The 24,240-nt window shown below is 67.1% G+C and carries 26 protein-coding genes; 8 read left to right on the forward strand and 18 right to left on the reverse strand.

The features are described from left to right. Window positions 1–2: 2 nt before the first annotated feature. Genes JHW45_RS06485 through JHW45_RS06500 form a run of 4 tightly spaced genes read right to left on the reverse strand, consistent with a single transcriptional unit; the run spans window position 3 to window position 4,321 of the window. Window positions 3–1,559, reverse strand: coding sequence for a phage portal protein (locus tag JHW45_RS06485; protein WP_272860094.1), 1,557 nt, complete (start codon window positions 1,557–1,559; stop codon window positions 3–5). Beyond that, entirely contained in the window at window positions 1,559–1,768 is a 210-nt protein-coding gene (locus JHW45_RS06490; protein ID WP_177208251.1) for a phage head-tail joining protein, read from the reverse strand. Before JHW45_RS06490 ends, JHW45_RS06485 begins: the two co-directional genes overlap by 1 nt. A 2-nt stretch (window positions 1,769–1,770) precedes the next feature. Continuing rightward, on the reverse strand, window positions 1,771–3,777 hold the full coding sequence (locus JHW45_RS06495) for a phage terminase large subunit family protein (protein WP_272860095.1): 2,007 nt from the start codon (window positions 3,775–3,777) through the stop codon (window positions 1,771–1,773). After that, window positions 3,725–4,321 (reverse strand): hypothetical protein, encoded by a 597-nt coding sequence (locus JHW45_RS06500; RefSeq protein ID WP_272860096.1) that lies wholly within the window; start codon window positions 4,319–4,321, stop codon window positions 3,725–3,727. Before JHW45_RS06500 ends, JHW45_RS06495 begins: the two co-directional genes overlap by 53 nt. Window positions 4,322–4,434: 113 nt before the next feature. On the opposite strand from JHW45_RS06500, the gene JHW45_RS06505 reads away from it, so the two are divergent. Further along, window positions 4,435–4,707, forward strand: a complete 273-nt coding sequence (locus JHW45_RS06505) for a hypothetical protein (protein ID WP_272860097.1) — start codon at window positions 4,435–4,437, stop codon at window positions 4,705–4,707. A gap of 95 nt (window positions 4,708–4,802) precedes the next feature. Next, the gene (locus JHW45_RS06510) at window positions 4,803–5,387 is read left to right on the forward strand and encodes a DUF3489 domain-containing protein (protein ID WP_272860098.1); all 585 of its coding nucleotides are present in this window, start codon (window positions 4,803–4,805) and stop codon (window positions 5,385–5,387) included. A gap of 223 nt (window positions 5,388–5,610) precedes the next feature. Here JHW45_RS06510 and JHW45_RS06515 read toward each other — a convergent pair whose 3' ends face one another. From JHW45_RS06515 to JHW45_RS06580, 14 genes are all read right to left on the reverse strand, one after another. After that, window positions 5,611–6,624, reverse strand: coding sequence for a tyrosine-type recombinase/integrase (locus JHW45_RS06515; protein WP_272857733.1), 1,014 nt, complete (start codon window positions 6,622–6,624; stop codon window positions 5,611–5,613). Beyond that, complete coding sequence (locus JHW45_RS06520; RefSeq protein WP_272857732.1) at window positions 6,621–7,535, reverse strand: tyrosine-type recombinase/integrase; 915 nt, start codon at window positions 7,533–7,535, stop codon at window positions 6,621–6,623. Before JHW45_RS06520 ends, JHW45_RS06515 begins: the two co-directional genes overlap by 4 nt. Further along, the gene (locus JHW45_RS06525) at window positions 7,529–8,821 is read right to left on the reverse strand and encodes a tyrosine-type recombinase/integrase (RefSeq protein WP_272857731.1); all 1,293 of its coding nucleotides are present in this window, start codon (window positions 8,819–8,821) and stop codon (window positions 7,529–7,531) included. Before JHW45_RS06525 ends, JHW45_RS06520 begins: the two co-directional genes overlap by 7 nt. 88 nt (window positions 8,822–8,909) lie before the next feature. Beyond that, window positions 8,910–9,149: a DUF7220 family protein gene (locus JHW45_RS06530; RefSeq protein WP_272857730.1), complete on the reverse strand. Its 240-nt coding sequence runs from the start codon at window positions 9,147–9,149 to the stop codon at window positions 8,910–8,912. 475 nt (window positions 9,150–9,624) lie between these two features. Beyond that, window positions 9,625–10,656 (reverse strand): IS110 family RNA-guided transposase, encoded by a 1,032-nt coding sequence (locus JHW45_RS06535; RefSeq protein ID WP_272857729.1) that lies wholly within the window; start codon window positions 10,654–10,656, stop codon window positions 9,625–9,627. Between the two features lie 349 nt (window positions 10,657–11,005). Continuing rightward, on the reverse strand, window positions 11,006–11,941 hold the full coding sequence (locus tag JHW45_RS06540) for an IS110 family RNA-guided transposase (protein WP_074555568.1): 936 nt from the start codon (window positions 11,939–11,941) through the stop codon (window positions 11,006–11,008). Window positions 11,942–11,986: 45 nt separating this feature from the next. Further along, window positions 11,987–12,616, reverse strand: coding sequence for a DNA cytosine methyltransferase (locus JHW45_RS06545; RefSeq protein WP_272860099.1), 630 nt, complete (start codon window positions 12,614–12,616; stop codon window positions 11,987–11,989). A 1-nt stretch (window position 12,617) separates the two neighbouring features. After that, on the reverse strand, window positions 12,618–13,994 hold the full coding sequence (locus JHW45_RS06550; RefSeq protein ID WP_272860100.1) for a site-specific DNA-methyltransferase: 1,377 nt from the start codon (window positions 13,992–13,994) through the stop codon (window positions 12,618–12,620). Between the two features lie 417 nt (window positions 13,995–14,411). Next, window positions 14,412–14,792 carry a DUF6362 family protein gene (locus JHW45_RS06555; protein ID WP_099649490.1) on the reverse strand — a complete coding sequence of 127 codons (381 nt, stop codon included), beginning with the start codon at window positions 14,790–14,792 and terminating at the stop codon, window positions 14,412–14,414. Then, window positions 14,785–14,985, reverse strand: a complete 201-nt coding sequence (locus JHW45_RS06560) for a hypothetical protein (RefSeq protein ID WP_071796301.1) — start codon at window positions 14,983–14,985, stop codon at window positions 14,785–14,787. Before JHW45_RS06560 ends, JHW45_RS06555 begins: the two co-directional genes overlap by 8 nt. Then, a complete protein-coding gene (locus JHW45_RS06565) occupies window positions 14,982–15,560 on the reverse strand; it encodes a hypothetical protein (protein WP_272860101.1) in 579 nt (192 codons plus the stop codon). Before JHW45_RS06565 ends, JHW45_RS06560 begins: the two co-directional genes overlap by 4 nt. Before the next feature lie 52 nt (window positions 15,561–15,612). Beyond that, window positions 15,613–18,006 carry a phage/plasmid primase, P4 family gene (locus JHW45_RS06570; RefSeq protein ID WP_272860102.1) on the reverse strand — a complete coding sequence of 798 codons (2,394 nt, stop codon included), beginning with the start codon at window positions 18,004–18,006 and terminating at the stop codon, window positions 15,613–15,615. After that, a complete protein-coding gene (locus JHW45_RS06575; protein WP_272860103.1) occupies window positions 17,967–18,713 on the reverse strand; it encodes a hypothetical protein in 747 nt (248 codons plus the stop codon). The genes JHW45_RS06570 and JHW45_RS06575 overlap by 40 nt, the downstream gene beginning before the upstream one ends. Next, window positions 18,713–18,919, reverse strand: coding sequence for a DUF6511 domain-containing protein (locus JHW45_RS06580; protein ID WP_272860104.1), 207 nt, complete (start codon window positions 18,917–18,919; stop codon window positions 18,713–18,715). The genes JHW45_RS06575 and JHW45_RS06580 overlap by 1 nt, the downstream gene beginning before the upstream one ends. Before the next feature lie 228 nt (window positions 18,920–19,147). Here JHW45_RS06580 and JHW45_RS06585 point away from each other — a divergent pair, with 228 nt between their 5' ends. From JHW45_RS06585 to JHW45_RS06610, 6 genes are all read left to right on the forward strand, one after another. Further along, window positions 19,148–20,338: a hypothetical protein gene (locus JHW45_RS06585; protein ID WP_272860105.1), complete on the forward strand. Its 1,191-nt coding sequence runs from the start codon at window positions 19,148–19,150 to the stop codon at window positions 20,336–20,338. Further along, a complete protein-coding gene (locus JHW45_RS06590) occupies window positions 20,310–21,467 on the forward strand; it encodes a hypothetical protein (protein WP_272860106.1) in 1,158 nt (385 codons plus the stop codon). Before JHW45_RS06585 ends, JHW45_RS06590 begins: the two co-directional genes overlap by 29 nt. Before the next feature lie 163 nt (window positions 21,468–21,630). After that, window positions 21,631–22,242 carry a sigma-70 family RNA polymerase sigma factor gene (locus JHW45_RS06595; RefSeq protein WP_272860107.1) on the forward strand — a complete coding sequence of 204 codons (612 nt, stop codon included), beginning with the start codon at window positions 21,631–21,633 and terminating at the stop codon, window positions 22,240–22,242. A gap of 176 nt (window positions 22,243–22,418) precedes the next feature. Then, window positions 22,419–22,712 carry a hypothetical protein gene (locus JHW45_RS06600; RefSeq protein ID WP_227493521.1) on the forward strand — a complete coding sequence of 98 codons (294 nt, stop codon included), beginning with the start codon at window positions 22,419–22,421 and terminating at the stop codon, window positions 22,710–22,712. After that, the gene (locus tag JHW45_RS06605; RefSeq protein WP_272860108.1) at window positions 22,709–23,605 is read left to right on the forward strand and encodes an ATP-binding protein; all 897 of its coding nucleotides are present in this window, start codon (window positions 22,709–22,711) and stop codon (window positions 23,603–23,605) included. Before JHW45_RS06600 ends, JHW45_RS06605 begins: the two co-directional genes overlap by 4 nt. Window positions 23,606–23,607: 2 nt before the next feature. Further along, a complete protein-coding gene (locus JHW45_RS06610; protein WP_272860109.1) occupies window positions 23,608–24,237 on the forward strand; it encodes a hypothetical protein in 630 nt (209 codons plus the stop codon). Window positions 24,238–24,240: the final 3 nt, after the last annotated feature.

A 24,240-nucleotide genomic window follows, 5' to 3' on the forward strand; every position in this document is an offset into this window, starting at 1 on the left:
GGTCAGTCCTGTTGGTCGGCCTGCGCCGGGTCATTGTCCGCGTTGGCGGCCGGGTCGTCGGTGTCCGGTTCGTCGGCGGCCGGATCGGTCGCTGTGTCGCCGGTCTGCGCGCTGCCGGTCTTGGTGGCCCGTCGCGGGTCGCTGTCGAGCACCAGCCCCAGCGCATCGAGCTTGGCGTTGGTCGCGGCGATCTCGGCCAGCACCGCGTCCGGGTTGCGTCCCTGTTTCGCGATCACCTCGGCTAGCGTCATGGTGCCCGAGCGGATCGACAGCAGGTTCGCCATCGCGTCCTTCTGCGGATCGACCGCCTCGAACTTCGGCGGCGACCATTCCACAGGCACGATCGGCGACGGGATCTGCCCCGCCGCCCATGCGGCTTCCGTGAACCACCGCCACACCGGGGCGCAGAACATCGGGATGAACAGCTGCCATTGGACGGCGTCGATCTGGCGGCGGAACTCCACGAGACCCGCCCGGATCGAGGAGTAGTTCACTTGGGACAGGTCCCCCGTCAGCAGCTCGTAGGGCACGCGGAAGCCTGCCGAGATCGTGTGCAGGCTCGCGCGCTTGTATTCGCCGTAGCCGCCCGTCGCCGAGGGCTGGTTGAAGCGGATGTCCTTGCCGCCGCGGGCATAGGCGATCAGCCCCGGCTCGAACTGTTCCACCCGGTTGCCGTCGGCATCGACCACGGAGGGCGCGATGCCCTGTTGCGCCTCGTCGTCGCCGAAGACGATGGCGGTGACGCAGGCCTCGGTCTTCTTGCGAACCAGTTCGGCCACTTCATAGTCGTCGAGATCACGCAACGACCGGATCACCGGCGCGCCCCAGGGGACGCCGCGCGCTTGCGTGCGCTGCTTCTCGTAGACATGGGCGATCTCGGTCGCGGGGACCGGGCGGCTCTGCAACCCGTTCTGCAAGGCCCCGTAGGCGTCGCCCGGATGCTCGGCATGCAGCCAGTAAGCCCGGCGCTTCCCGACCGGGTCGAACTCGATCCCCTGCACGAGGCGCCCTGCGCCGAGGGCTCCGGACTTGGTGGCGTCGAGGAAGTCGGCTTCCAGCACCTGCAATTGCAGCGGCACCGGCAGGCCGTAGCTCGCGCGCCGCAGGCGGCGGCGCACCAGAACCTCGCCCGCCTCGACCATCTCCCGGCAGATCAGCGTCTGCAGGCCATAGAAGTCAAGCTGGCCATCGGCGTCGCAGTCCGCCGTCCAGCGCTCGAACAGCGTATCCACCTTCCGGTCCAGCGTGTCGTCACCGCTGGCGGCGCGGGGCATGATGCCCGCGCCGATGATGTTGTTGACCAGCACCGCCACGGCCTTGGCCGCATGCGGGTTGTTGCGCACCAGATCGCGCATGCGGTCGCGCAGCAGCGCCCCGGCGACGCCGATTTCGGTGTCGGCCGAGGATCCCGGCGCGCGCCAGCCGTCCGTCCGTCGCCCGCGCGCCGCGCCGTCATAGCCACGCGTCAGCGTCTCGAATGCCTGACGCGCCATCACGCGCCGAGCCGCCATGCGCGGCGCCACCGTGGCGATGGCGTGGTCGAACCAGGTCGCCGACATCAGCGATCCCCGCGCGAGAAGCCAGCGAGCCCCGCCACGGGCAGCGGGCGGCTGAAGCCCGCGATGGCGCGCTCGATGGTCCGGATGCGGGCGAGCAGATCCTCGGCCGAGCCGTAATCCACCGACTTGCCGTCATAGCTGACGCGCGTCGTGCCGCTGGCATAGGCCCGGCGCAGCGCCGAAAGCTCGGTTTCCGTCCAGTCGATCATGTTCAGAACCATCCCTCCCGCCGCCCGAGCCAGTCGGAGCGGCGCTTGCCCTGCGGGGCCTGTACCGGCCGGTTGATCTGCCCGGCGGGATCGGTGTCGGTGGGGGCGGCCCCGAGCTGATCCTCGAGGTCGCGCCATTTCTCGTCGGGCCAGCGGTCCGCGCCCGCGATCCAGGCGGCTGCGCGGGCGTAGACCCGGCAATCCAGCGCCTCGTTGCGCTCGCGCAGCTTCTGCCATTCCAGCCGGGCGAAGCCGCGCTTGGTGCGCACCGTCACCAGCTGCTCGGCCACGAACTGCTTCAGCCATTCGTTCTCGACCCAGTGCGGCAGGTGCACCGAGCCGGGCGGGAACGCCGCCCCGTCGGCCATCTCCTCCTCGGTCGGGCGTGCCAGCCGCAGGAAGCGGTAGGTTTCGGCCTTGAAGGTCGAGACCGCCACGGTCCAGAGCCGCGCTCCGCGACGCAGGCGTTTGCCGCCCTCGGTCGCGTCGACCAAGGTCGGCCCCGACACCGGGCTCGAGCGGTTGAACCCCTCGACGCCCTTCACCGGCGACACCTGTCCAAACCCCTGCGCCCGCGACCAGGAATAGACCGCTGGGGCCTCGTAGCCCGTGTCGATGGCGAGCCGCGCGATCCGCAGATGCGCCCCGCCTTCGTGCGGCCAGGATCGGTCCAGCAGCGCTGTCAGTTCCGACCAGGCGTCGTGCCGATCCGGCCCGCCTTCGATCACGACATGATCGACAAGCCAGCTTTCCAAGCCGCGGCCCCAGGCCCAGACGTCGAACTCGATCCGGTCCTTCTGCACGTCGGCCCCGGCGGTCAGGAACAGCCCGCCTGCTGGCACCGTGCCGGATTTCCAGCGTTCGCGCCGGTCGTAGAGCCGCTGCCAGTCGGGCGCTTCCCCGGTCTCGACCCATGTCTCGCCGAGGATGGTGTTGCGGAACGCCTTGATCGCCTCGTCCGACCCCTGTGCCGCGTCCCATGCCCGCACGATCCGCTCCCAGTTCAGCCAGCCGATCGGCGAGTAGAGCGCCGAGAGGTGATAGCCGACCGTGGTCGGATCGGCGGCCGTGGCGGTCGCGCGCCATTCGCCACCCTCCAGCATCGCCGTCTTGTGGTGCTCCGCGATTGCCGCGTCGCAGCCCTCGCAGTGATACTCCGCCGTCTCCGGGCGGCCTTTCTGCCAGCGCAGCCGGTCGAACTTCAGCCATTGCGCGTGGCCACAATGCGGGCACGGCACGAAGAACCGGCGCTGGTCGCTGGCCTCGTATTCCCGTTCGATCCGGCTCAGCCCCCGGATGGTGGGCGTCGAGACCAGCAGAACCTTGCGCCGATGGGCGAAGGTCAGCGACCGCGCCTCGGCCAGCGTCACCGGATCGCCTTCCTCGTCGGCGGACGCCGGATAGGCGTCGACCTCGTCCAGAAAGATGTACCGCGCCGGGGTGGATCGGAGCCCGACCGCCGAGTTCGCGCCGGTCATGATCAGGATGCCGCCCGCGAATTCCTTCGACAGCATCGTGTTGCCCGCGTCCCGCGACCGGGCCGGTTTGACCCGCTCCCGCAGCTCGGGGCTCTCGTCGATCAGCGGGTCGATGCGCTGGCGTGAGTTGCGCTTGGCCAGTTCCACGGTGGGCTGGACAGCGAGCATCGGCCCCGGCGCCTGGTGGATGGCGAACCCGATCCAGTTGTTCCCGGCCTCGGTCGCCCCGACCTGCGCCGCTTTCATGAACACGATCCGCTGCGTGGGATCCCCGGGCGACAGCCGGTCCATGATCTCGCGCATGTAGGGCGTGCGCACCGTGCGGTATCGCCCGGGCTCGGCCGAGGCGCGCCCCGAGAGCATCCGGTGCCGGTCCGCCCATTCCGAGACCGTCAGGTCCGGATCGGGACGCAGCCCGCGGCCCCAGGCGCGCAGGAGCTCGCCCGCGCCGTCGAAGTCAGTCAGGGCATCGCCGCTTTCACCGGAAGTCGGGCCGGACCTCGGCGAGTTCGTCGAGGTGGGCGCGTACATGTTTCTCCAGCACCTTTTGCATCGCGGCTGGCTCCACGGCGATCTGCTGACCTGTCGCGTCGCGGCACGAGGCCGACAGCTCAGCCGCCATCAGCGCCGCCGCACGCGCGGGCCAGTTGACCCACGCGTCCCGTTCCTCCCGCGCCAGCCGGAACACCAGCGCCAGCGCGCGCGCCCGCTCGATCAACTCCCCCTTCAGCTTCTGGAGCCGGATGCGCCGTTCCTGCGCCTTCAGCACCTCGTTAGCGGTCTTCGCCTGCAGGAAGGTCGTGCCGCCCCCGACGGCGGGGACCGCCAACCCCTGTTCGCGCAGCGTGTCGCCGACGGCGGCCACCGCCGCCTCGGGGACAGGCTTCAGCTTCGGCGCGGGCGGTTTCCTCGTCTTCGACGGGTCCGTCGTCTCGGCACGCCGGGCGTCGCTGGCGGCCGCGTTGATGCTGCCGTCGGGATAGAGGACCAGCCGCTCGGCCGTCTTCGCCTTCTGGATCGCACCGCGCGACAGCCCGACATGGGCGGCGTACTGGCGCTCGCTCATGCCCTGCATCGGCGGCTCCGATTATCATTCAAGATCATGTGCTTATCGAGTTGATAAGCGCGGCGGAGAGAGCGAACGTCACTCCAGCGAAGCGATGCAACTCGACCCAAGGAGCCACCACGATGACCAGCCGCCTGAACCCGATCACCACCCCGCGCTTTGAGGCCCGCGCCGAGAAGGCCCGGCGCAACAAGGAAGCGGCACTCGCCGCCTTCATCGGCAAGAAGGCCGAGATCGACGAGATGCTCGCCCGCCTGCAGGCGCTCAGCGACGACCATTTCAACTGCGCCCCCGACGAGGCGGGCTGGGCCATGGTCGGTACCCTCGAACACTACGCCAGCCTCCTGAAGCGCATCACCGACAGCGCCTTCGGCGAGGGCGAACACGCCCGCTGATCTCCGGCACTGCCGGAACTCCCGCCGCGCGCCCTGCGCGGCTCGGGGTCGTAGGAGGGTCGCGATGGTCGCGGCCCCCAATACGGAGACTCCAGATGACCAAGCTTTCCGACACCCAGCTCGTGATCCTCAGCGCCACCGCGCAGCGCGAGGACCGAAACGTCCTGCCGCTCCCCGGCTCGCTCCGCGGCGGCGCGGCTGCCAAGGTAGTCGGCGCGCTGCTCTCCCGCGGGCTGATCGCCGAGACGACGACCGACAGCCAGACCAAGGCGGACGCCGCGCTCAATCGCATCTGGCGCAACGACGAGGACGGCCGCGCCATCCTCCTGCACATCACCGACGCGGGTCTCGCTGCCATCGGCGTCGAGCCGGAGGGCGGCGACAGCGCGCCCACGGGCGCCGACGAGGCGCCGAGTGCGGCGGCCCCGCAGGACGCTCCCGCCGAGGCCGACCCCGCGCCCAAGGCGCGCACACCGCGCGCCGGCACGAAGCAGGCGAAGCTGATCGAGAAGCTCCGCTCCGACGGCGGCGCGACCATCGACGAGATTGTCGTCGCCACGGGCTGGCAGCCGCACACAGTTCGCGGGGCATTTGCCGGCGCGCTGAAGAAAAAGCTCGGCCTCGAAGTGACCTCCGACAAGGTCGAGGGGCGCGGGCGGGTCTACCGGCTCGAAGCCTGATCCCGACCCGGCGCGCCGCCGAAGTCCCGGCGGTAGGGAAGCCGGACTGGAACAGAGCCGCCGCTCGTCCTGAGCGGCGGCTTCTTCGCTCTGACGCGGATCGCCTCGAACAGCCGCCGGAGGCCAAAGCTCCGGACAATGCTCACGATGGTTTATGCTGAGCGCAGGATTATGCGGAGTCCGCGGCGCCGATACCCGACGCCACGGTGTTTTTCGGCGGAGTTCACTCCGCATAATTACGGCCGTTACCGGCGTCGGACAGCATTGCCATCAGCTTGTCCGGCACGGTGAAGCGGCCGCGTTGCAGGGTTGGCGGCCCCATGGCGGTCAGCGCTTCGAGCTTTTCTGTTGGATCAGCGCGCAGGTACATCTCGGTGGTCTGGACGCTGGCATGGCCAAGCCAGAGCGAGACCTTGCGCACATCTCCGGTGGCTTGCAGCGTGTGCATGGCGCAACTGTGGCGCAGGACATGCGGTGTCACCCGCTTGGCCGCGATCGAGGGGGCCGCCTTCGCCGCAGCGGCGGCGTGTTTTCGCAGGATGTATTCGAACCCCGATCGCGTCATCATGCGACCGGCGGCATTCAGGAACAACTGCGGGTCGGCCGATTTCGGGCGCACCGCAATCCAGCGCCGGACGGCGCGGGCCGTGTCCTGCCAGAGCGGCAGGATGCGTTCACGTCGCCCCTTTCCGATCACATGCAGGCTGGGCAACGCGGCATCGTCGAACTGGTCCAACCGGAGGCCGGTCAGTTCCGAGACCCGCAAGCCCGCCGCGAAGGCAAGATGCAGCATGGCCTGATCACGCAGCCCCGCGGCCGTTTGCAGATCGGGGGCGGCAAACAGGGCCTGCATCTCGGCCCGCGTCAGGTAACCCACCAGCGGCTGCGCGCTGCGCTTCATCGGGATCGCGTGGATCCGCCGCGCCTGATCGAGGCAAGCGGGCACGCGATACTCGACGTAGCGGAACAGCGAATGGATCGCCGCGAGCCGGGCATTGCGGCTGCGGGCCGTGTTGGACCGCTCCGCCTCGAGATGATCCAGGAAGGCGCAGATCAGGGTCGCATCGAGATCCTCGATGACGATCCTGCTGGGCCTCGTCTTTCGTCGCTCGGCCGCGAAGCTCAGAAGCAGCCGGTAACAATGCGCATAGGATGCGATGGTATGTTGCGAGGCGCCGCGTTCGCGCGGCAGGTGGTCGCGCAGAAAGGCGGACAGATGCGGAGCGAGGGGCGTCATGCCATACCCTCCGCCATCAGGGCCTCGCCCGCATCGGCAATATGCCTCATCAGCGTCGGCGTCGCCTGCAGATACCACCAGGTGTGGCTGGGATCGGCATGGCCAAGGTAAGTGGCCAGCGCCAGCATGTGCCGCGAGATCGCGCGGCGGTCGCCGTCGCAGGCCTCGAGCGAGCGCACCGCGAAGGTGTGGCGCAGGTCGTGGAGCCGTGGCCCTTTCTCGCCGGGCAAGCCGCGGATGCCGGTCTCGCGGCCGATCCGCAGGAAGAGCGCGTAAATCGTGACATAGGACGGCCGTCGGCCGTGGTCGTTCACGAACAGTGCATCGCCCGCGCCCCGGACCTGCGCACGCCGCCGCATGTAGCACTTAAGCGCCGTCCGTGCGGTGGGATGCAAGGGGACGAGGCGGTTCTTGCGGAACTTGGTCTCGCGGATCACCAGCCCCTCGGACGTCATGTCCCTCGTGTCGAGTCCGAGCGCCTCGGAGACACGCAGGCCTGTTGCCGCCAGAAGGCCGATCGCCGTGGCCAGCGTCTCGCCCCGGATCGAACCCGGAGGACCGAGCCGCCGGGCTGCCATCATCAGCGCGGCAATCTCGTCGCCCGTATAGATGTGCGGCATCCGCCGTTCGAAGCGCCAGCGCCCGAGGGCATCGGCGGGCGGGACCTCGTGTGCCGGGTCGGCGACGGCCAGATGTTCGGCAAAGCGCCGGACAACGGCCAGGCGATTGCGCGCCTGTACGTCGGATGTCGTCCGCACCGCCCAGTCGAGCACGCGGGCGGTCGTCACATGCGTATCGCCTGCCAAGGTGGCCGCAGCCACGAAGCTCCTGAGCAGACAGGGCTGGGTCGTGAACTTCAACCCGCGGGCCCGTTGCAGCGCGATGTAGTCGTCGAGGTCGCGGCTCAGCATGGCGCGCCCTCCGGCCAGACCAGGCCGAAGAGCGGTGGTGCCACTGGGCATGCCGGTCCGTCGGTCGGCCAGCCTTGCGCCACGTCCCCCAGCATGGAGACATCCACCTTCGCGTAATGCGCCGTGGTGTCGGTCGACCGGTGCCGCAGCACGGTGGCGATGGCGTCCAGCGTGGCGCCGCCGCGCAGCATCGCGATGGCGGCCGAGTGCCTGAGCAGATGGCTGCCGCGCGAGGGCGCATTCTCGATGCCGGCCCGACCGACCGCCCGGCGCACCACACCGCCGACTACGCCGGAACTGATGGGATCGAAGGGCGGCAAGAGCCGCGAGAATACAGTATCGCCCGAGGCGGCTGGCCGCGCCCCGCTCAGCCAGGCAATCAGGGCGTCGCCTGCATCCTGCGGCAATGGCAACCGGACTTCCCGGCGACCTTTGCCGCAGACAGCTATGTTCCCCGCACGCCAGTCGATATCGGCCAGGCGCAGCTCTGCCACATCGCGCGCCCGAAGCCCCAAGCGGGCCAGCAGCAGAAGGATCGCCCGGTCACGGCGGCCGCCCGGGGTCTCGGGATCGCAGGACGCGATCAGCCGCTCGACCGCGTCCGGCTCCAGATAGCGCGGCAGGCTCGCCAGTCGCCAAGTCTTTGCCGTGGGAACCGCACGGTCAAGGCCGGGCGCGGCGACCCCGCGCTGCGCAAGGTGGCGCAGATACAGGCGCAGCGCGCTTGCCACCATCTTCGGATAATGCACGGACCGCGCCGTCCGGGCGTGTTCGATCAAACCGTCGCGGATAATCCGGGGCGTGTAACGCGATGGGTCGCTGCCGATCAGCGGCAGGATCTGCGCCAGCATCCGACTGTGCCGCGCGATGGTGACCGTTGCCAACCCGCGCTGCCGGGCCTGCGCATCGAGCCAGTCCGCAACGTTGTGGTCCACCGCCGGTGCCTCGGCCACAGGCTGCGGCGGCAGAGTACCCCGCGCCGCGAGGTAGCGCACGAAGCCATCGACCCGGTTGATGTAGTACTGCCCGAGCGAGCGCGGCGACGAATGGCACTGGCAATCATGCGCAGCGAACCGCGCCACGATATCCTGCCCGGCATGATCCAGCGCGATGCCGCTCTGGACGCTCCAGGCCAGGAAATGCAGGGCGGAGCCCCGATGGATCCGAACCGAAACGTGCGAAAGCCCGGTTGCGGCAAGATACCGGGCATAATCGTCAACCAGGGCTTGGTGCGGTCCTGCATCCAGAAGGCGTCGCCGTGTGACCGGCGCGTTGAGTTCGTTCATGTTGTCCTCCGTGAAAGGCGCCACTGCGGCGCCACACGAAGGACAATCCGATTATGCCGACCGATGCAGGCAGGAAAACAAATGCGGGTCAGATACTTGCGACACCAACGCCCGGACGACTCCGCATAATCCTGCGCTCAGCATAAACCGTGTTATGCCGAGCTCGGCATAAGATGGTGAAAATGGCGCCCATCTTCAGGTTCTGCGCCAGCGTCGTGTGCAGCCCGAAGATCGGGAAGATCAGGATCTGCGTCACGACCGCGACGCCGTAGCCGACGATCACGTTGGCGACGGACTCGACCAGCGACATGAGGCGGGTCTGCTTCATGCCGCTGCCTCATCCATCGGCCAGCAGTTCAGCCGCGAGAGTTCGCAGCGCATGCGCCGCAACCAAGGGGACCACGCCGTTGCCACAGAGGCGAAGCCGGTCCACCCGGTGGGCCAACCCATCAGTGCCTCGACGAACAGCGGGTTCAAGGTCCGGCGCGGCTCGGAGGTATCGCTCCCAGCCATCGGCGTCACCAGGACCTTGTGTGGATGCCGCCCGGTTTGCAAGTTGATTTGCCTTGTTCTGAGTTTCTGATCGAGTGCGTGCTTGTGTCAGGCCTGATAGTGCGGCCTTTCACGCGCCGCCGGCCGGTATGGTGATCCGCGGGCCAGGTCCAAATCTGGCGGGCGAGCGAGTGGCTCTGTGTCCTGGACTGGTTTTCCTGACCCTGATCTGTTCGATCATTTTCCCATGAAGTTTGGCACCTCTCCCTACATCCTCGGCGTACCGGTTTCAGATGATGGTCGTCGCGGTATCACGCCGCCATCAACTGCCCCGGATCTCGATAATCCTCCTTGCGCGTCAGCATCGCCCAGATGCCACGAGCCATCTTGTTTGCCAGTGCGACTGCCACGAGCATTCGCGGCTTCGTCGCCAGCATACGCGCCAGCCATGTCCCCGGACGGGCGCCTTTCTGACTTGTCCACCGCACCACGGCCATCGCGCCGATGATCAGCAATCGCCGAATGTCTTGCTGGCCCATCTTCGACGTTCGACCGAGCCGCTGTTTGCCCCCGGTCGAGTTCTGCCGGGGCACGAGACCCAGCCAAGCGGCGAAGTTTCGGCCGCAGCCGAAGGTTTCCATCGGCGGCGCGAAGGTTTCGATAGCCAGAGCGCCGATCGGCCCGATGCCCGGCATTGTCTGCAATCTGCGGGTCGTGTCCGCCGTGCGGGCCAGTTCGCCCATCCGCTTCGTCAGCGCATTTATCCGGGCGGTTTGAGCGGAGATTTGTGAGAGCAGATCAAGGCAGGTCTCGCGCGCCAGCAGCGGAATATCCGTATTTTCATCATCAAGAATTTCCGCGATGCGCGGAAGATTGTGGATCCCCTGTGGTGCCACATACCCAAATTCGTAGAGATGCGAACGCAGCGCGTTCACCAGCTCGGTTCGTTGCTTCAGAAGTTGCTCACGGGTCCGGAACACGACGGCGCGGGCCTGCTGTTCTGCACTCTTGACCTCGACGAACCGCATCGTCGGACGGGTTGCCGCCTCGACAATCGCCTCGGCGTCGGCCGCGTCGTTTTTCTGCCGCTTGATGAACGGCTTCACGTAGCGCGCCGAGATCAGCCGCGCTTCATGGCCCAGTCGCACAAGTTCACGCGCCCAGAAATGTGCCCCGCCGCAGGCCTCCATGACAACGGTGCAATGCGGCTGCTCCGACATGAAACGGTGAAACTGTGGTCGGCTGAGCTTCTTGCGAAACAGAACGGTCCCGTCCGCCGATGACCCGTGCAATTGAAAGCTGTGCTTTGCAAGATCGACCCCGACGATGATACCTTTTTCCATGGATGCCTCCTTTTCCTCTCGTGGAACCAAGCACCACGAATGTGGCACATGGCGTTGCCGCCGAGGAAGGGCGGCATCCACCCCATCTGGCGGCCAAGCAGGCCGTTCACCGGCGTGTTCGCGAGGCTCGTCGCACCGTCCTTGTGATCCCGCGCCGTCGGCGTCATCCACATCCGCATCATCTCCGTCCGGTTGCCGCCACTCGACCGCGCCCCCGAACAGGCGCGCGGGGTCGGCCAGGTCGTCGCCCTCGCGGATGGCGAGGATGAACAGTCGTTCCCGCTTGTAGGGCGCGCCGACTTCCGCCGCTGTGAAGAGGCCTGCCGCAAGGCGGTAGTATCCGTCTTGGTCAAGCGGGTCTGTCGGCCCATTTCCGGCCGTCGCGCAGCAGCGCATTGGCGAGGAGGACGAGCTTGCGCATGACGGCGGTGATCGCGAGCTTTGGTGCTTTGCCGCTTTCAAGCAGCTGCTGGTATTTTCGCTTGAGGTCTGTGTTGAAGCGGATGGCGACGAGGGCGGGCATGAAGATCGCGGCGCGCAGGCTGGCGCGTCCGCCGCGGATCATTTCCTTTCCCTTCCACTTGCCCGAACGGCGCGTGAAGGGTGCCAGCCCGGCGAGGCTCGCGGCCTGTTTCGGCTCGAGGGTGCCGAGCTCCGGCATCTCGATCAGCAGCATGCACGCGGTCACGGCGCCGATGCCGGGAATAGAGGTCAGGATGTCGAGACGCTCGGCCAGGGCGGGGTCCGCTGCGATCAGGGTGGAGATGGTTTCGTCAACTTCGGCAAGCTGCTTCTCGATGATGGCCAGCCGCGCCTTCGCCTGGCGGCGGATCAGGCTGATCGCTGCTGTTTCAGCACGGTTTCCTGCCGCCGTCCGATCCTTGATCAGCGCCAGCCGCGCGACGTGCAACTCCCTCAGTTCGTTCATGAGTTCGCCACGAACCGGCCGCGGCGGCAGGTCGAGTGCGAGCCCCATCCGCGCCAGCAGCATCGCATCCACCCGATCTGTCTTGGCCTGCGTGCCAGTGGCCTCCGCGAAGCGCCGCGCCTGGCGAGGATTGACCTTGACCAGCGCATGTCCCGCCTTTGCGAGCGCTTCCTCCATTCCACGATGATAGGGGCCGGTCGGCTCGTAGACGATCCGCAGTCCTTCGGTGTTGCCGATCCATTTCAGCAAGGTCTTGAACCCGGCCTTGTCGTTTCCGAAAGAGTTGTGTTGCCGATCCGAGAGCCGGAACGCGTCCAGCCGGTCTTTCGAGATGTCGATGCCGATGATATCCTGCATCCGTCTTTTCCTTACCTCTGCTTGTCATGCAGGCCCGAAGCCCTGCTATCCGTTCAGGTCATGAGAAAAGACGGGGGCGATCACACTACCGCACGGCCCGCAACGGCCGACCCATTCTCGATCCGTCCCCCGCCGCTGCCCGGCATATTTGGGGTGCCGGGCAGCGGCTCCCTTATCGCAAGGAAGCCGAGGGAAGTCATAAGACAAGCCCATGCCGACCAGTCCTGCGGCGACTTCGGGGAAGCCGAGGCGGAGATGATGGGCGACATTCTCGAGGAACACGAAGGGCGGTTTGATTTCACCGATGATGCGGGCGACATGCGGCCAGAGGTGGCGCGGGTCCTCCGCACCCCGACGCTTTCCCGCGACGGAGAACGGCTGGCACGGATAGCCCGCAGTGACGATGTCCACCGCGCCGCGCCACGGGCGGCCGTCGAAGGTTCCAACATCGTCCCAGACAACAGCCTGATCCAGGGACGCGTCTTCCATCCGCGCCACGAGAGTGGCTGCGGCGTAGGTTTCCCGTTCGACATGGCCCACAGCAGGATAGCCGGGCATGGCGATGGTGAGCCCGAGGTCGAGCCCGCCAGCACCGGAGCACAGGGAGAGGCCGAAGAGGCATGCGTCTCCGGCCCCGGAAGCGCGTCCGGAGGAAGGTAAAGCCAGGTCATGCATGTCACGCGGCGGTCTTGCGCTTTCGCGCGGGTTCGGGGGCTGCGTCCATTGCCGGGGCGTCGGCGGGGGCTTCGGCATCGTCGCCCAGCCGCTCGGTCCTCACCTGCGCGAAGGTCCGACCGTCACCGTCGAGGATCGCGTCGCGGCCGGTTTCGGCCTGCCACCGCTCAACGGCGACATCGACATAGGCCGGGCTGATCTCCATCGCGAAGACGCGCCGGACGTTGGCCTCGCCCGCCATGATCTGCGACCCGGACCCCGAGAACGGCTCGTAGCAAAGCCCGCCGCGCGCCACATGCTGCCGCATCGGGATCCCGAAGGCGTCGAGCGGCTTAGGCGTCGGGTGGTCGGGGCGCTCGTCCTTCGCGAAGGACGGCATTTCCCAGGTCGAGGGCAGCGTCTGCTCGGCGACCTTCGGCGGCCGGTTCGGGCGGCGCCAGCCCATGAAGCAGGGCTCGTGTTTCCAGAGGTAATGGGAGCGGGTCAGAACCCCGCGGTCCTTCACCCAGATGATCTGCTGGTGCACGAACGCCCCAGCCTTTTCCCAGCAGGCTTCGAGCATCGCTTGGCGGCGGGAGGCGTGCCAGCAATACCAGGCGGCGTCCTCGGCGATGGCTTCCGCAACGGCAGCGGCGATGAAGCCGTCGTAGAGCTCGGCCCCCTGCGAACTGTCGTCCCAGGTCGTGCCGTAGGATGCCGACCAGTCCTTGTTTCGGGTCGGGTGGTTCGAGCCGTCGTAGTCGACGAGATACGGCGGGTCGGTGGCGAACAGCGCGGCGCGCTCGCCGTTCATCAGACGGCGCACATCGGCAGCGCTGGTGCTGTCGCCACACAGCAGCCGGTGGTCGCCGAGGATCCACAGATCGCCCGTCCGCGACGCAGGATTGCGCGGCGGTTCAGGGATGGTCACCGGCGGCACGGAGCCCCCGGCGCCACCTTCTTCACCGTCCCCCTCCGGCACGAAGGCCAGCAGCTTGTCGAGTTCGCCGTCCGAGAAGCCGACCAGAGACAGGTCGAAATCCTCGGCCAGCAGGTCGTTCAGTTCCGCCGAGAGCAGCGCCTCGTCCCACGTCCCGAGTTCGGTCAGCTTGTTGTCCGCGATCCGGTACGCCCGGCGTTGCGCCTCGGTCAGGTGCCCGAGCACGATCACCGGCGCCTCGGTCAGCCCGAGCTGCGTCGCGGCGAGCACGCGACCATGGCCGGCGATCAGTTCGCCGTCCTCAGCGACGAGACACGGCACGGTCCAGCCGAACTCGGCCATGCTGGCGGCGATCTTCGCGACCTGGTCCGGCCCGTGCGCCTTCGCGTTCTTCGCGTAGGGCTGGAGGCGCGACAGCGGCCACGTCTCGATCGCGTCCGGGGCGAAGCTCAGCGTCATGGTGGGCAAGGTTCCTCGGTCGGGTGGATGCCGGTGGCTTCCGGACTCCGGATGCCGGGCTGGACTCCACACGGGGGTCCAGCGGCTACCAGCGGTGTCCGGTCGGAAGGCCAGCGTTCATTGGTGTTTGCGCGGGGCGCGCGTGGCTCCGGCTTCCGGGTGGCTTCCCAAAAATCCGGCCCTGTCGCTGGCGATGTCCCGCGCTTCGCCCGCCAGCATACGAATGTCGCCAGGAAGGAACCGGAAACTGCCGTGGGATGGACCCCCGCCGGACCCTCGCTGGATACCGGGGTCCAGAAGAGCCCCGTCAACGCAAAGGGGAGAGCGAGCTTTCCAGCGCACTCTCCCCATCTTGCCTTCGGAATAGCATGATCATGTTGCAGATGTCGAAGGAAAAAGTGTTGCAACATATTGGAGTCACTGCGCATTCAGGCGCGCAGCGATCTTGGTCAGCGCCAGCTGCCAGCGACGCCAGGCGGTCGTGCGGTCGCACCCCAGCTCGCCGCTGATCTGCTTCCACGGCACCCGGGCCGCACGCGACCAGACCAGCTTGCGCTCCGCCTCCTCGATCCAGAGCACCCAGTCGAAGGTCTCCTCGAGCCGGGTGATCGCAGCGGCCGAGGGCCAGACCCGCATCGGCTGGGGTTCCATCGCCGCGATCTCGCGGCTGGTCCGCACGATGTCGGGCCAGGTGTTGAAATAGCCCTGCGCCTTCACCGGCGGCAGCTTGCGCAGGGTGCGGAACGCCTCCTCGAAATGATCGGCGACGCAGTCCGCGGTCCATTCCCGATCAGCCATGACGCGCCTCCCTGTCGGACGGGCGCGGGCCGTAGAGCTTCTCGCCCAGCTGGCGGACCAGTTCACGCTCGGGCCAGGTGAGGCGATCGTCATCGGCGGAGACCGCGAGGACGCCCTGTTCCCGCCAGCCCTCGCGCTTGACCTGCTCGGGATCGCGGCGCCGACCGCCGTAACCGTGGGGATGCCATCTCATGCGACACCCCCGTTCGTCTCGATCGCCCAGAGCAGGATGGCGATGGCGTCGGCCTCGTTGTCGTCGGCCGGGCTGAAGCCGCGGGCGCGGACGGCGGCGACCATGGCGGCCTTGTCGGCATTGCCCTTGCCAGCGGCGTGCCGTTTGATGGTACCGACTGGAACACCCTGATAGGGCACGCCGCGCAGCTCGGCCCATGCCGTGAGCGTGGCCATGAGCCCGCCGTAGATGTGGCTCGCGTCGGTGCCCGCGTGCCGGCGGACTTCCTCGAACCAGATGGCGGCGACAGGCCCGGACAACCGGTCGATCTCGGTCAGCCAGTTGGTGAAGCGCAGGTAGCGCATGCCGCCGCCATCGAAGCGACCGGGGCGGAACGATACCGTGCCGCTGGTGATCAGACCGTCGTGGCCGCGCAGCGCCCAGCCGGTCGTGGTGCCGAGGTCGAGCGCGAGGATGCAGCGGTCCGCTCCATCAACGCCATGAAGACCGGGGGGAGCGGTGACGGGTGTGACGGATGTGACGGATGGTTCCCTATCCGCTCCACAGGCGCGCGCATGCGCGCGCGTAACGGTCATATAAGTATGATCCGTCACATCCGTCACACCATCTGGATTCATTGGCATTTTCCTATTCTCCCGAGAAAAGGTCAGAGTTGCTGTCATTGGGGGCGATGCCGCGAAACCCCTTGGCCGCACGGGTGTTGTGGCGCTCGAACCCGCGCACGATCAGCGCCTCCGAGAACCGCTTGACCGAGCCGGCGAATTCGCCGTTCGTCTCGGCCCAGGCCTTCCAGTCCGCGAACATCGTGGTGGTGGCCGCGCTCAGGTGCGATCCGAGCGAGCAGCGTTCATCGATCCAGCGACCGATGGCGTCCTCTGCCTCGAAGTAATCCTCGGTCGCGGCCATCACGGCGGGCGGTGGGCGCAGCCCCGTCCGCTGCCATTCGATGCAGCCTTCGAGCGCCCATGCGAGGATCCCGTCGCGTTCGGCGAGCAGCCTGTCCGCCAGGTGCTTGTCGCGCCGCGCGGGCGGGATGGTGACGGTGAACGGCACCATGTGCAGGCGCCGCTTCATCGCCTCGTCCACGTTGCGGATGGAGGGCTTGTGGTTGCCGACGATCAGCAGCTTGAACTGCGGGATGAACTCGAAGAAATCCTGCCGCATGAAGCGGGCGGTGATCTTGTCGCCCCCGGTCAGCGCCTTCAGCTTGCTTTCGGCCCAGCGGCTGCCCTGTTCGGTCTCGATGGAGGTCACGATCCGCGCACCACGCAGCCCCGCCATGTCGGTCGGGTGGCGATCGCCCTGCGTGGCCATGAACATGTCCATCGGCGCGACGGTGGCGTAGTCGCCGAGGATGGCGGTCAGGGTGTTGGCGAAGACGGATTTGCCGTTGGCACCGGTGCCGTAGAGAAAGAACAGCGCATGCTCGGTGGTGACGCCGGTCAGGCAATAGCCCGCCATCCGCTGCAGGTAGGATTGCAGCTCGCCGTCCCCGCCGGTGACGGTTTCGAGGAAGCCAAGCCAGACCGGACAGGCACCGGCGACCGACGCACCGGCGATCCGCGTCATGAAGAGGCCGGGATCATGTGGCCGGGATGCGCCGCTCCGGAGGTCGACCACACCGCCCGGCGTATTCAACAGCCAGGGATCACGGTCCCACGGTTCGGTCGTGGTCGCGTGGCGACGGTCGGAACGGGCGAGCCGCTCCACGGCCGAAACCGTCGCGGCGGTGGAGAGCTTGGCCTTGAGCCTTGCGGATCCGGCACGCGCGGCCGCCTCGCGGCAGATCATCCGCGCCAGATCGAAGGCCTGCAGCGTCTCCTCACGCCGCCACAACTTGCCCGACCAGGTCAGCCACTGTCCCCAGCCCGCGACGTAGCGCCAGGTCTCGGCATGCCGGACGGCGAAGGTGGCGGCGAGCGCGTCCTCGGTGAAACGCACCGGCACGGGGCCGTCGTCGTCGCCACCGGCCGGGCCGCCGTCATCGCACCCGCCATCCTCGTCGTCGAGATCGCCGTTGCGGGCGGTGTCGCGTTTCCAGAGCCGTTCTGCTTCCTCGCGCAACCGGGCCTCCGGCCAGGGAGGCGAGACGCGGGCCGCGTTGTAGGAGACGATTTCTTCCCAGGCCTGTTCGCGCGGCACATGGCCTTCGCGCGCGCGGCGGATCCAATAGCCCATCACTCGCGACAGCGCGTCGAACCGTGTTGTGCCGTCGACGCCGCCTTCGCGAACCTGGCGTCCGAAAAGCTCGGTCACGCTACCGCGCTCGGGGGCCGCCATGTTGAAGTCGAGCCCGGCCTCGCCTTCGAGCGGCGGCATGGCGATGATCGCCTCGAGCAACTCGCCCAGATCGTAGTCGCGGGGGTCGTGGTGCAGGATGTCCACCAGTCGGCGCAGGCCCTGTTTGGCATGGATCGATCCGGCCACACGGATCGGCTGGTGGGCGGACCGGAAGGACGGATCGCCGCCGACCTTGGCGGCGATCATGTGCCGCGCCCGACAGACCGTGCCGATGTCCTCGCCCTCGGCGGGCTCGGACAGGCGCCAGTAGAGGTGCAGCTTGCGCTGGCCCTCGGCGGTGACACCGCCGGACGCCACTTCAAGCGTCGGGCATCCGAGATGCTGCACGAGGTGGTCGCGTTTCGCGCCGATGTCGCCATTGTCGAGATCGACCAGCACGACCTGCGTCTGCACGATGCTTTCCGCCTTGGCGTCGCCAGGGGCGGACACTGTGCCGGGCGCCACGAACAGCGCCATGCCGACGCCGCTGGCCCATGTGGCCTGCAGCGCCAGTTTCGCCGCGAGCGTGGCGTCCGCTTCGATGAAGGGGACATGCGGCGGGCCGTCGCCGGCACCTTTCTCGGCCAGCGCACGGACCGGAACCCAGCCGTCGCAGTAACCGAAGACGACGTCGGCATAGATCGCGATCATTTCTGCGTCGGGCGCGACGTCGTCGGGCGCTTCGGTATCGGACGGGACGGTCATGCCCAGCACCGTCCCCGCCAGGCGCAGAACCGGCATTCGAAGTGATCGGGGTCGGCGGTGTGGCGCGGCAACACTTCCCCGGCGTCGCAGGCGCGCAGGATCGTCACCGCCTTGTCGCTGGCCGACTGGGCGAGTGCGGCATCGAATGGCACGGATTCGTGCCAGATCTCGCAGGTGTCCTTGTTGATCGCGGTGAAGAGCGCGGGAGACTCGGTCAGGCCGAGATAGGCCTGATAGAGCGCGATCTGCGCAGCGTAGACCGGCTTGGCTTTCGTGACACCATGCTTCGCGATTTCCCGCCAGTTCTTGGCGTTCGCCGATTTGCACTCCCAGAGCGCCGGGACCGACATGCCGTTCGGCGCGGCGACCACCACGCCGTCGGCATGCCCCTGAACCCGACCGCCCACGACCGAAAAGCCGAACTGATCGCCATGGCGATTGCGCGTGCGAAGGTCGAAGCCCGCCTGGCGCAGCCATTCGATGGCCAGATCTTCGAGGACGTGTCCGAGCGCGAATATGCGCAGAGACTGGCCCGAGAATCCGGCGCCCGGGTCCTTCGGCGTCTTCAGGTATTCGTATTGCAGCCTGCGCTGGCAGATATCGCCGAGCCGGCTGCCGCCGAGGTAGTCGCGCGCGGGGCGTTGAGCCTGTTCCGCGACGAGGGCATTATCGATGCAGGCATTGACGGTATCCGCGAAACTCGGCGGCTTCTCCCGATGGTTGAAGTCGAAACCGGCGTCCATCAGAACGGCACCTCCGGATCGGGCTGGGGTGCGCTGGCCATCATCGCTTCCTGGAAGCCGTCGACGGCGGCGGTGGTGAGGGCGAGCGCCTGCGCCTCGCTGAGATCGGCGAACCGCTTGGTCCAGCCGATCTCGGCCATCAGTTCGGCCATGTTCTTCAAGGCGGCGCGGAGCGCGGCCTGTTCACGTTCATCGGGATCGATCATGCGCAGCCCTCATGTGCCGGAGCCGCATGCGGGCATGGATGGATGTCAGCGCGGCGCGCGAAGGGGATTGTGGTCATGGGAGAGCTCCAGATGCTCTCCTCACCTACCGGCCGGCTGTCCTGACTGTCGGATGTGCGGTTCGGAACACTTCGGGAACATGGACTTGTGCGTTCACAACTCTGCCGATAGCCTGAACTTTCCCCGATTCACCCTGGAGCCGAGTCGCGCATGGTGTCATTCAACCCGAGAAGCTTCACCAACCCTGATCGCCTCAAGAGCATTTCGCCGAAGCACCTACTGAAGTTTTTCGCGACGTGGGCGGAATATTTTTCGGCGCGGGGTTTTGAACTTCCGGACGAAGCGGATGAGGATTTTCCCTACGACGATCTTGCTGCAGTGTTGATGAAGCCCGACGAAAACGTGCCGCCCGAAATGGTCGACGCGCTTTTCTACGTGCACGAGACCGCGACCAAGGAAACCGCCGAGGAGCTGATCGAGGCGGCAGGACGGGCTGGCCTCACGATCGAGGCCGGTGAGGAACCATCCGATGCGGACATCGCCCTGCAGATCTGGCTCCAGAAACCTGATCTGCTGCGACGTCAGCATGCCGAGACCGTGGCATTCACACGTTCGCGTTTCATTTACTTCGCGGGCCACAGCGGCAAGCCGCGACCGGCTCCGGATCCGACCGTCGAACAGACCGCGATCATGCAGGAGCGGATGGACGAGTGGTTCGACCGCAAGCGCCGTGGCAAGGGCTCACGGGTATTCGCTTTTCCGCGCGGCACGAAGACATGGTTCATGGTCCGGCATGGCGAACCGATGCGGCGCGAGGGGCGACATCAGGATGATGGCGGATCGGGAATCGCCTACTACCGACCGCAGAAGCACGACGTCGTCATCTATGACGGCGAGTCTGACGAACTTGCCGTCAATGCAGGGACGAAAGGCGAAACCGAGCTCTACCTGCGGACGTTCGGCGGGGTCATCTTCGGGGACGAGGAGTACTTCGATCGCTCGAACCGCTTCACCCTCGATCCGCTGCTGGAGAAGGGTGAGAAATCGCTCGACAACGACACTGTCTCCGAGATCGTCAAGGTGCGCCTGATCGAAATCGAACGCTTCTGGGGTGGAAAGGCCAAGGAGAAGGAGGTGCGCAAGGCGAACGACCTCTTCATGGCCTGGGACGACAATTGGGAGCGGCGCCTTGCGGGCGGTTCCATCGACCGGGCCGTTTTCAAGGTCAAGTTCGATGGGGATGGCAAGGAGCGGACGGTTGCCATTCTCCCGCCGAGCCTCGCGCGCTATGACCGTGATGCCGACAGCGATCTGATCGACCGCTGGCTCAAGGATCAGGGATTTTGCCGCCCCAACGTCGGAGATGAGGACGATGACGTCGGCGTTCTGGAGGACGATTGAGCGCGTTCCCGGTCACGCGACCGACACGCGCGACTGGAAGGTGGACCTGACGGATTGCTGGACCCAGGTCGAACGCTACCTTCCGGAGACCTCCAAGTACGCAGAACGTATCGACTGTCCCTGGCCCGGAGGGGAACATTGCCCGCGCCATGTCGTGCGACATGCCGGCGGCTCGGTCCGTGCCGTCTGCAGCGATCCGGGGCGACTCTGCGAAACCCTCGACATCAATTCCGACGATATCCGCATCCGTGAACTCGACCGCCGCAGACTATTCGCCGACATTGCCACGGCGCTTGGTCTCGTCGCGCCCGCCGCGTTTGCGCGCGGGGCGGCCCTTCTGCACATCGGCGATCATGCCATTGCCGCCGGCCGGAGTTTTCCGGTGTTCGCTGCGCTCACAAGCCCGGGCGCGCCGCTCGGCCGGGCAGAGGTCCTCGACCTCGATCGTCGCAATCTGCCGTTCGTCCTGCTGATGACATCGCTCGGCGCGATTGACCCGGACGTTCCGGCCTTTCTTGCGGCCCGGCGAGGGCGTGTTCTGACGTGGGCCGAATGCCTCGACTTCGCTCCCCCACCGCGCAAGGGATTCGTCTCTGCCATGCCGGTTGCAGACCTCTTCGCGCCCGAGATCGCGGCACTGACGGACGCAGGTGATGTCGTCCAACATCCCGTGATGACTCTGCCTGCGAATGCGCGCTGGTCCGATCTGCGCTTCGCGTTTCGCGAGGAGGCAGTGCTCAACGTCAGCTACCTCGGGCAGACTCCGGCGCGCCTTGAACCGGACCAGATCGGCATGCGCGATGAGCGGAACGGCAGGCCGAACCGCCAGTGGCGGCTGCTCCTTGTTTGCGCCGCGCTTGGCGGGGCATTGCCTCGGTCCTTTCCGATCTCCACCATCAGGGGACGCCGTCCCTCGCGCGACGTGGTCGCTATCCTGGGGGAGTTTGAGCGCGGCTACGATCGGCAGCGCCAGCTTCTCGCCGCCGCGCTAAGGGTGCAGTTCGGGATCGACGACGATCCGTTCACGGCCGAGGACGATTGTTACGCGGCACGCTTCCTTGTCGATGCAAGTGCGCTGCGTCAGGGTCGCGCTGACCAGCGAGACCGAAATTTCGTCGACGACGACTGACCCTTTCCGAACTTTTTTCATCCCACCCAACCCCACGAAACCGCAAGGTTTCGTGGGGTTTTTCGTTTTCCGATCCCCCTGATTTCGAGGCCCTCCAACGAATTTTCGCCGGTCCCGGTCACTCGGGCCGCGTGCCCGTCCACCTGGACGAAGGCGAAACTTCATGGAGCGTTTCCACCCCATTTGCGACGCGCGCTCGCGCGTCTCCCGCAACATCACCATTCGCGCCGAACGGCTGGCCCGCTCGGGTTCCGTCCCCGGAATGGACGCCGAGGACATCAAGCAGGATCTGCGGCTGCATCTCTATCGCCGGGACGGGAAGTTCGATCCTTCCCGCGGTCAGTATGACACTTTCGCCGACCGCGTGCTGGCGAACCGCATCGCCACGTTGGCCGCACCGACCGAACGGCTGCGGGCCGAACGGGCTTGGATCGACTTCGACAGCCCCGCCGAGGGGCGCGGCGATGACGAGATGCTGCCGCTCGCGGAAACGCTGCCCGACAGCGCGATGCCGCATGCCGCCGTCACACGCGCAACGGACGAGGCGTTCGGGCTGGTGCGAGATGTCCAGCGGCTCCTTGCTGGCCTGACCCCGACCTGCCGCGCCCTCGCGCTGGCGCTGATCGACATGTCGCCGACGGAAGCGGCCGAAGCCCTCGGGATCCATAGGAGCACCGTCTACGCACGGCTCGCCACCATCCGGAAGGCGGCCGAGGCGCTTGATCTCGCGGCATATCTCGGCACCGCCCCGACAGTCTCGGAGGCTCGCCGGTAGGTGACAACAGGACCGGCGATGACCCGGTCCGCGAGTTTCATGCCGGGCTCTCGGAGGAATGCAACACCCCCACGCGGGGAAACACTCCGACCGCAAGCTCCAGGGCGGCGTCAGGCCCGGCAGCAGTCTTCCCGACGATCCCTGGACACCAACCGACGATAACACGGAGCATCACCATGTTCACGACTTCCCCCCTGAAACGCCTGCGCCAGTCGAGCTGGATGGAGGCGATCCCCGACACGATCAACGTTCCGGCCCTGTCCGACAGGCCGAACCGCGCGGTGCCGATCGAGCGCGCCACTGTGGACGACATCGAGTTCGCGCTTGTCGCCCTGGCGTGGCAGCAGTCCGAGCTCTACCGGCTCACGAGTGCGCTTGGCGACGTATTGAAGATGGCACGCCGCCAGGGCGCTTGTGGCGCGGACATCGCCATTTCGGCTGCTGTGCGGGATCTGGAGGGCGGCAAGTGAGCGCCTCCTTCGGCGGCGGGCCGCTCCGCATCATCACGGCCGATGAACGCCTGCGCGAGGCGCGCGGCATCAAGGGGGTGCTCACGGGCACCTCCGGCATCGGCAAGACCACGCAGCTGCTGACCCTCGATCCGCAGCGAACGCTTTTCCTGAACCTCGAGGCGGGCGAGTTGGCCGTCCAGGGCTGGCCCGGCGACGAGATCCGCATCCGCGACTGGGAGGTCGCCCGCGATCTGGCCGCCTGGATCGGCGGCGCCAACCCGGCCATGCGGGACGACCAGTCCTATGGGCCAGGGCACTTCGCGCGGGTCTGCGCGGCCTTCGGTCCCGCCAGCCAACTCGACAAGTACGACACGGTCTTCGTCGACAGCATCTCCGTCGCCTCTCGCATTTGCCTTCAGTGGTGCAAGGGCCAATCCCAGGCCCAGTCCGACCGCACCGGTAAGCCGGATCTCCGCGCGACCTATGGGTTGCTCGGCCAGGAGATGATCGGCTGGCTCACGCATCTGCAGCACACGCCCGCCAAGAACATTTGGCTGGTCGGTCTTCTCGACCGCAAGCTCGACGACTTCGGCAAGCCCTTCTTCTCGATGCAGATCGAGGGCTCGAAGACCGGACTCGAACTGCCCGGCATCGTCGACGAAGTCGTGACCCTGACCGAACTGCGCCCCGAGAAGGGTGACCCGTTCAGGGCGTTCATCTGCACCACGATCAACGATTTCGGGCTGCCTGCAAAGGACCGCAGCGGCCGGTTGTCGATGATCGAGCCCGCTCATCTCGGGCGGCTCATGGCGAAGATCCGTGGTCCGCGCCCAGAGGGCGCTGCCCGCCTGAACTTCGATCTGCCCGCGGACGCCACCGCACCCAATCCCCCGACGACGAAAGGAGCATGACAATGGCGAGCGACATGGATTTCAACGGCGCGGACACGCAGGATGCCGCTTTCGACCTCATCCCGGCCAACACTCTGGTCAAGGTCTGCCTCACCGTCCGCCCCGGCGGCGCGGGTCCGGAAGGCTGGCTGACTCAGAGCAAGACGAGCCCGGCCCTCTACCTCAACACCGAGGCTGTCGTGATGGAGGGGCCGTTCGCGCGGCGTCGCATCTACACCCGCATCGGCTTTCGCGGAAAGGCTGCGGGCGGTCCCGGCGACGACACCTACGGCAACCGCGGGCGCGCCATGATCCGCGGCATCCTCGAATCCGCCCGCGGTGTGCGTGCCGATGACCAGTCGAACGCCGCCCGCGCCGCGCGGATGGTCCGCAGCCTCGGCGAGTTGAGCGGGCTGGAGTTCGTGGCGCGCATCGGCATCGAGCGCGACAAGGACAAGCCCGACGACACTGGGCGCAACGTCATCAAAGCCGCGCTCGGCGCCGACCATGCCGAATACGCTCGGGTGATGGGCAGCGTGCCCCAGCCGCCGCAGCAGGGTCAGTTCACCGCCTCGGGCCCGCAGTTGGCGGACAACGGCATGGGCCAGTCGGGCGCGCCGTCCTCCGGCTCCGCGCCTTTCTGGGCACGCTGAGGG

The sequence above is a fragment of the Paracoccus stylophorae genome, from assembly GCF_028553765.1.
Lineage (GTDB): Bacteria > Pseudomonadota > Alphaproteobacteria > Rhodobacterales > Rhodobacteraceae > Paracoccus > Paracoccus stylophorae.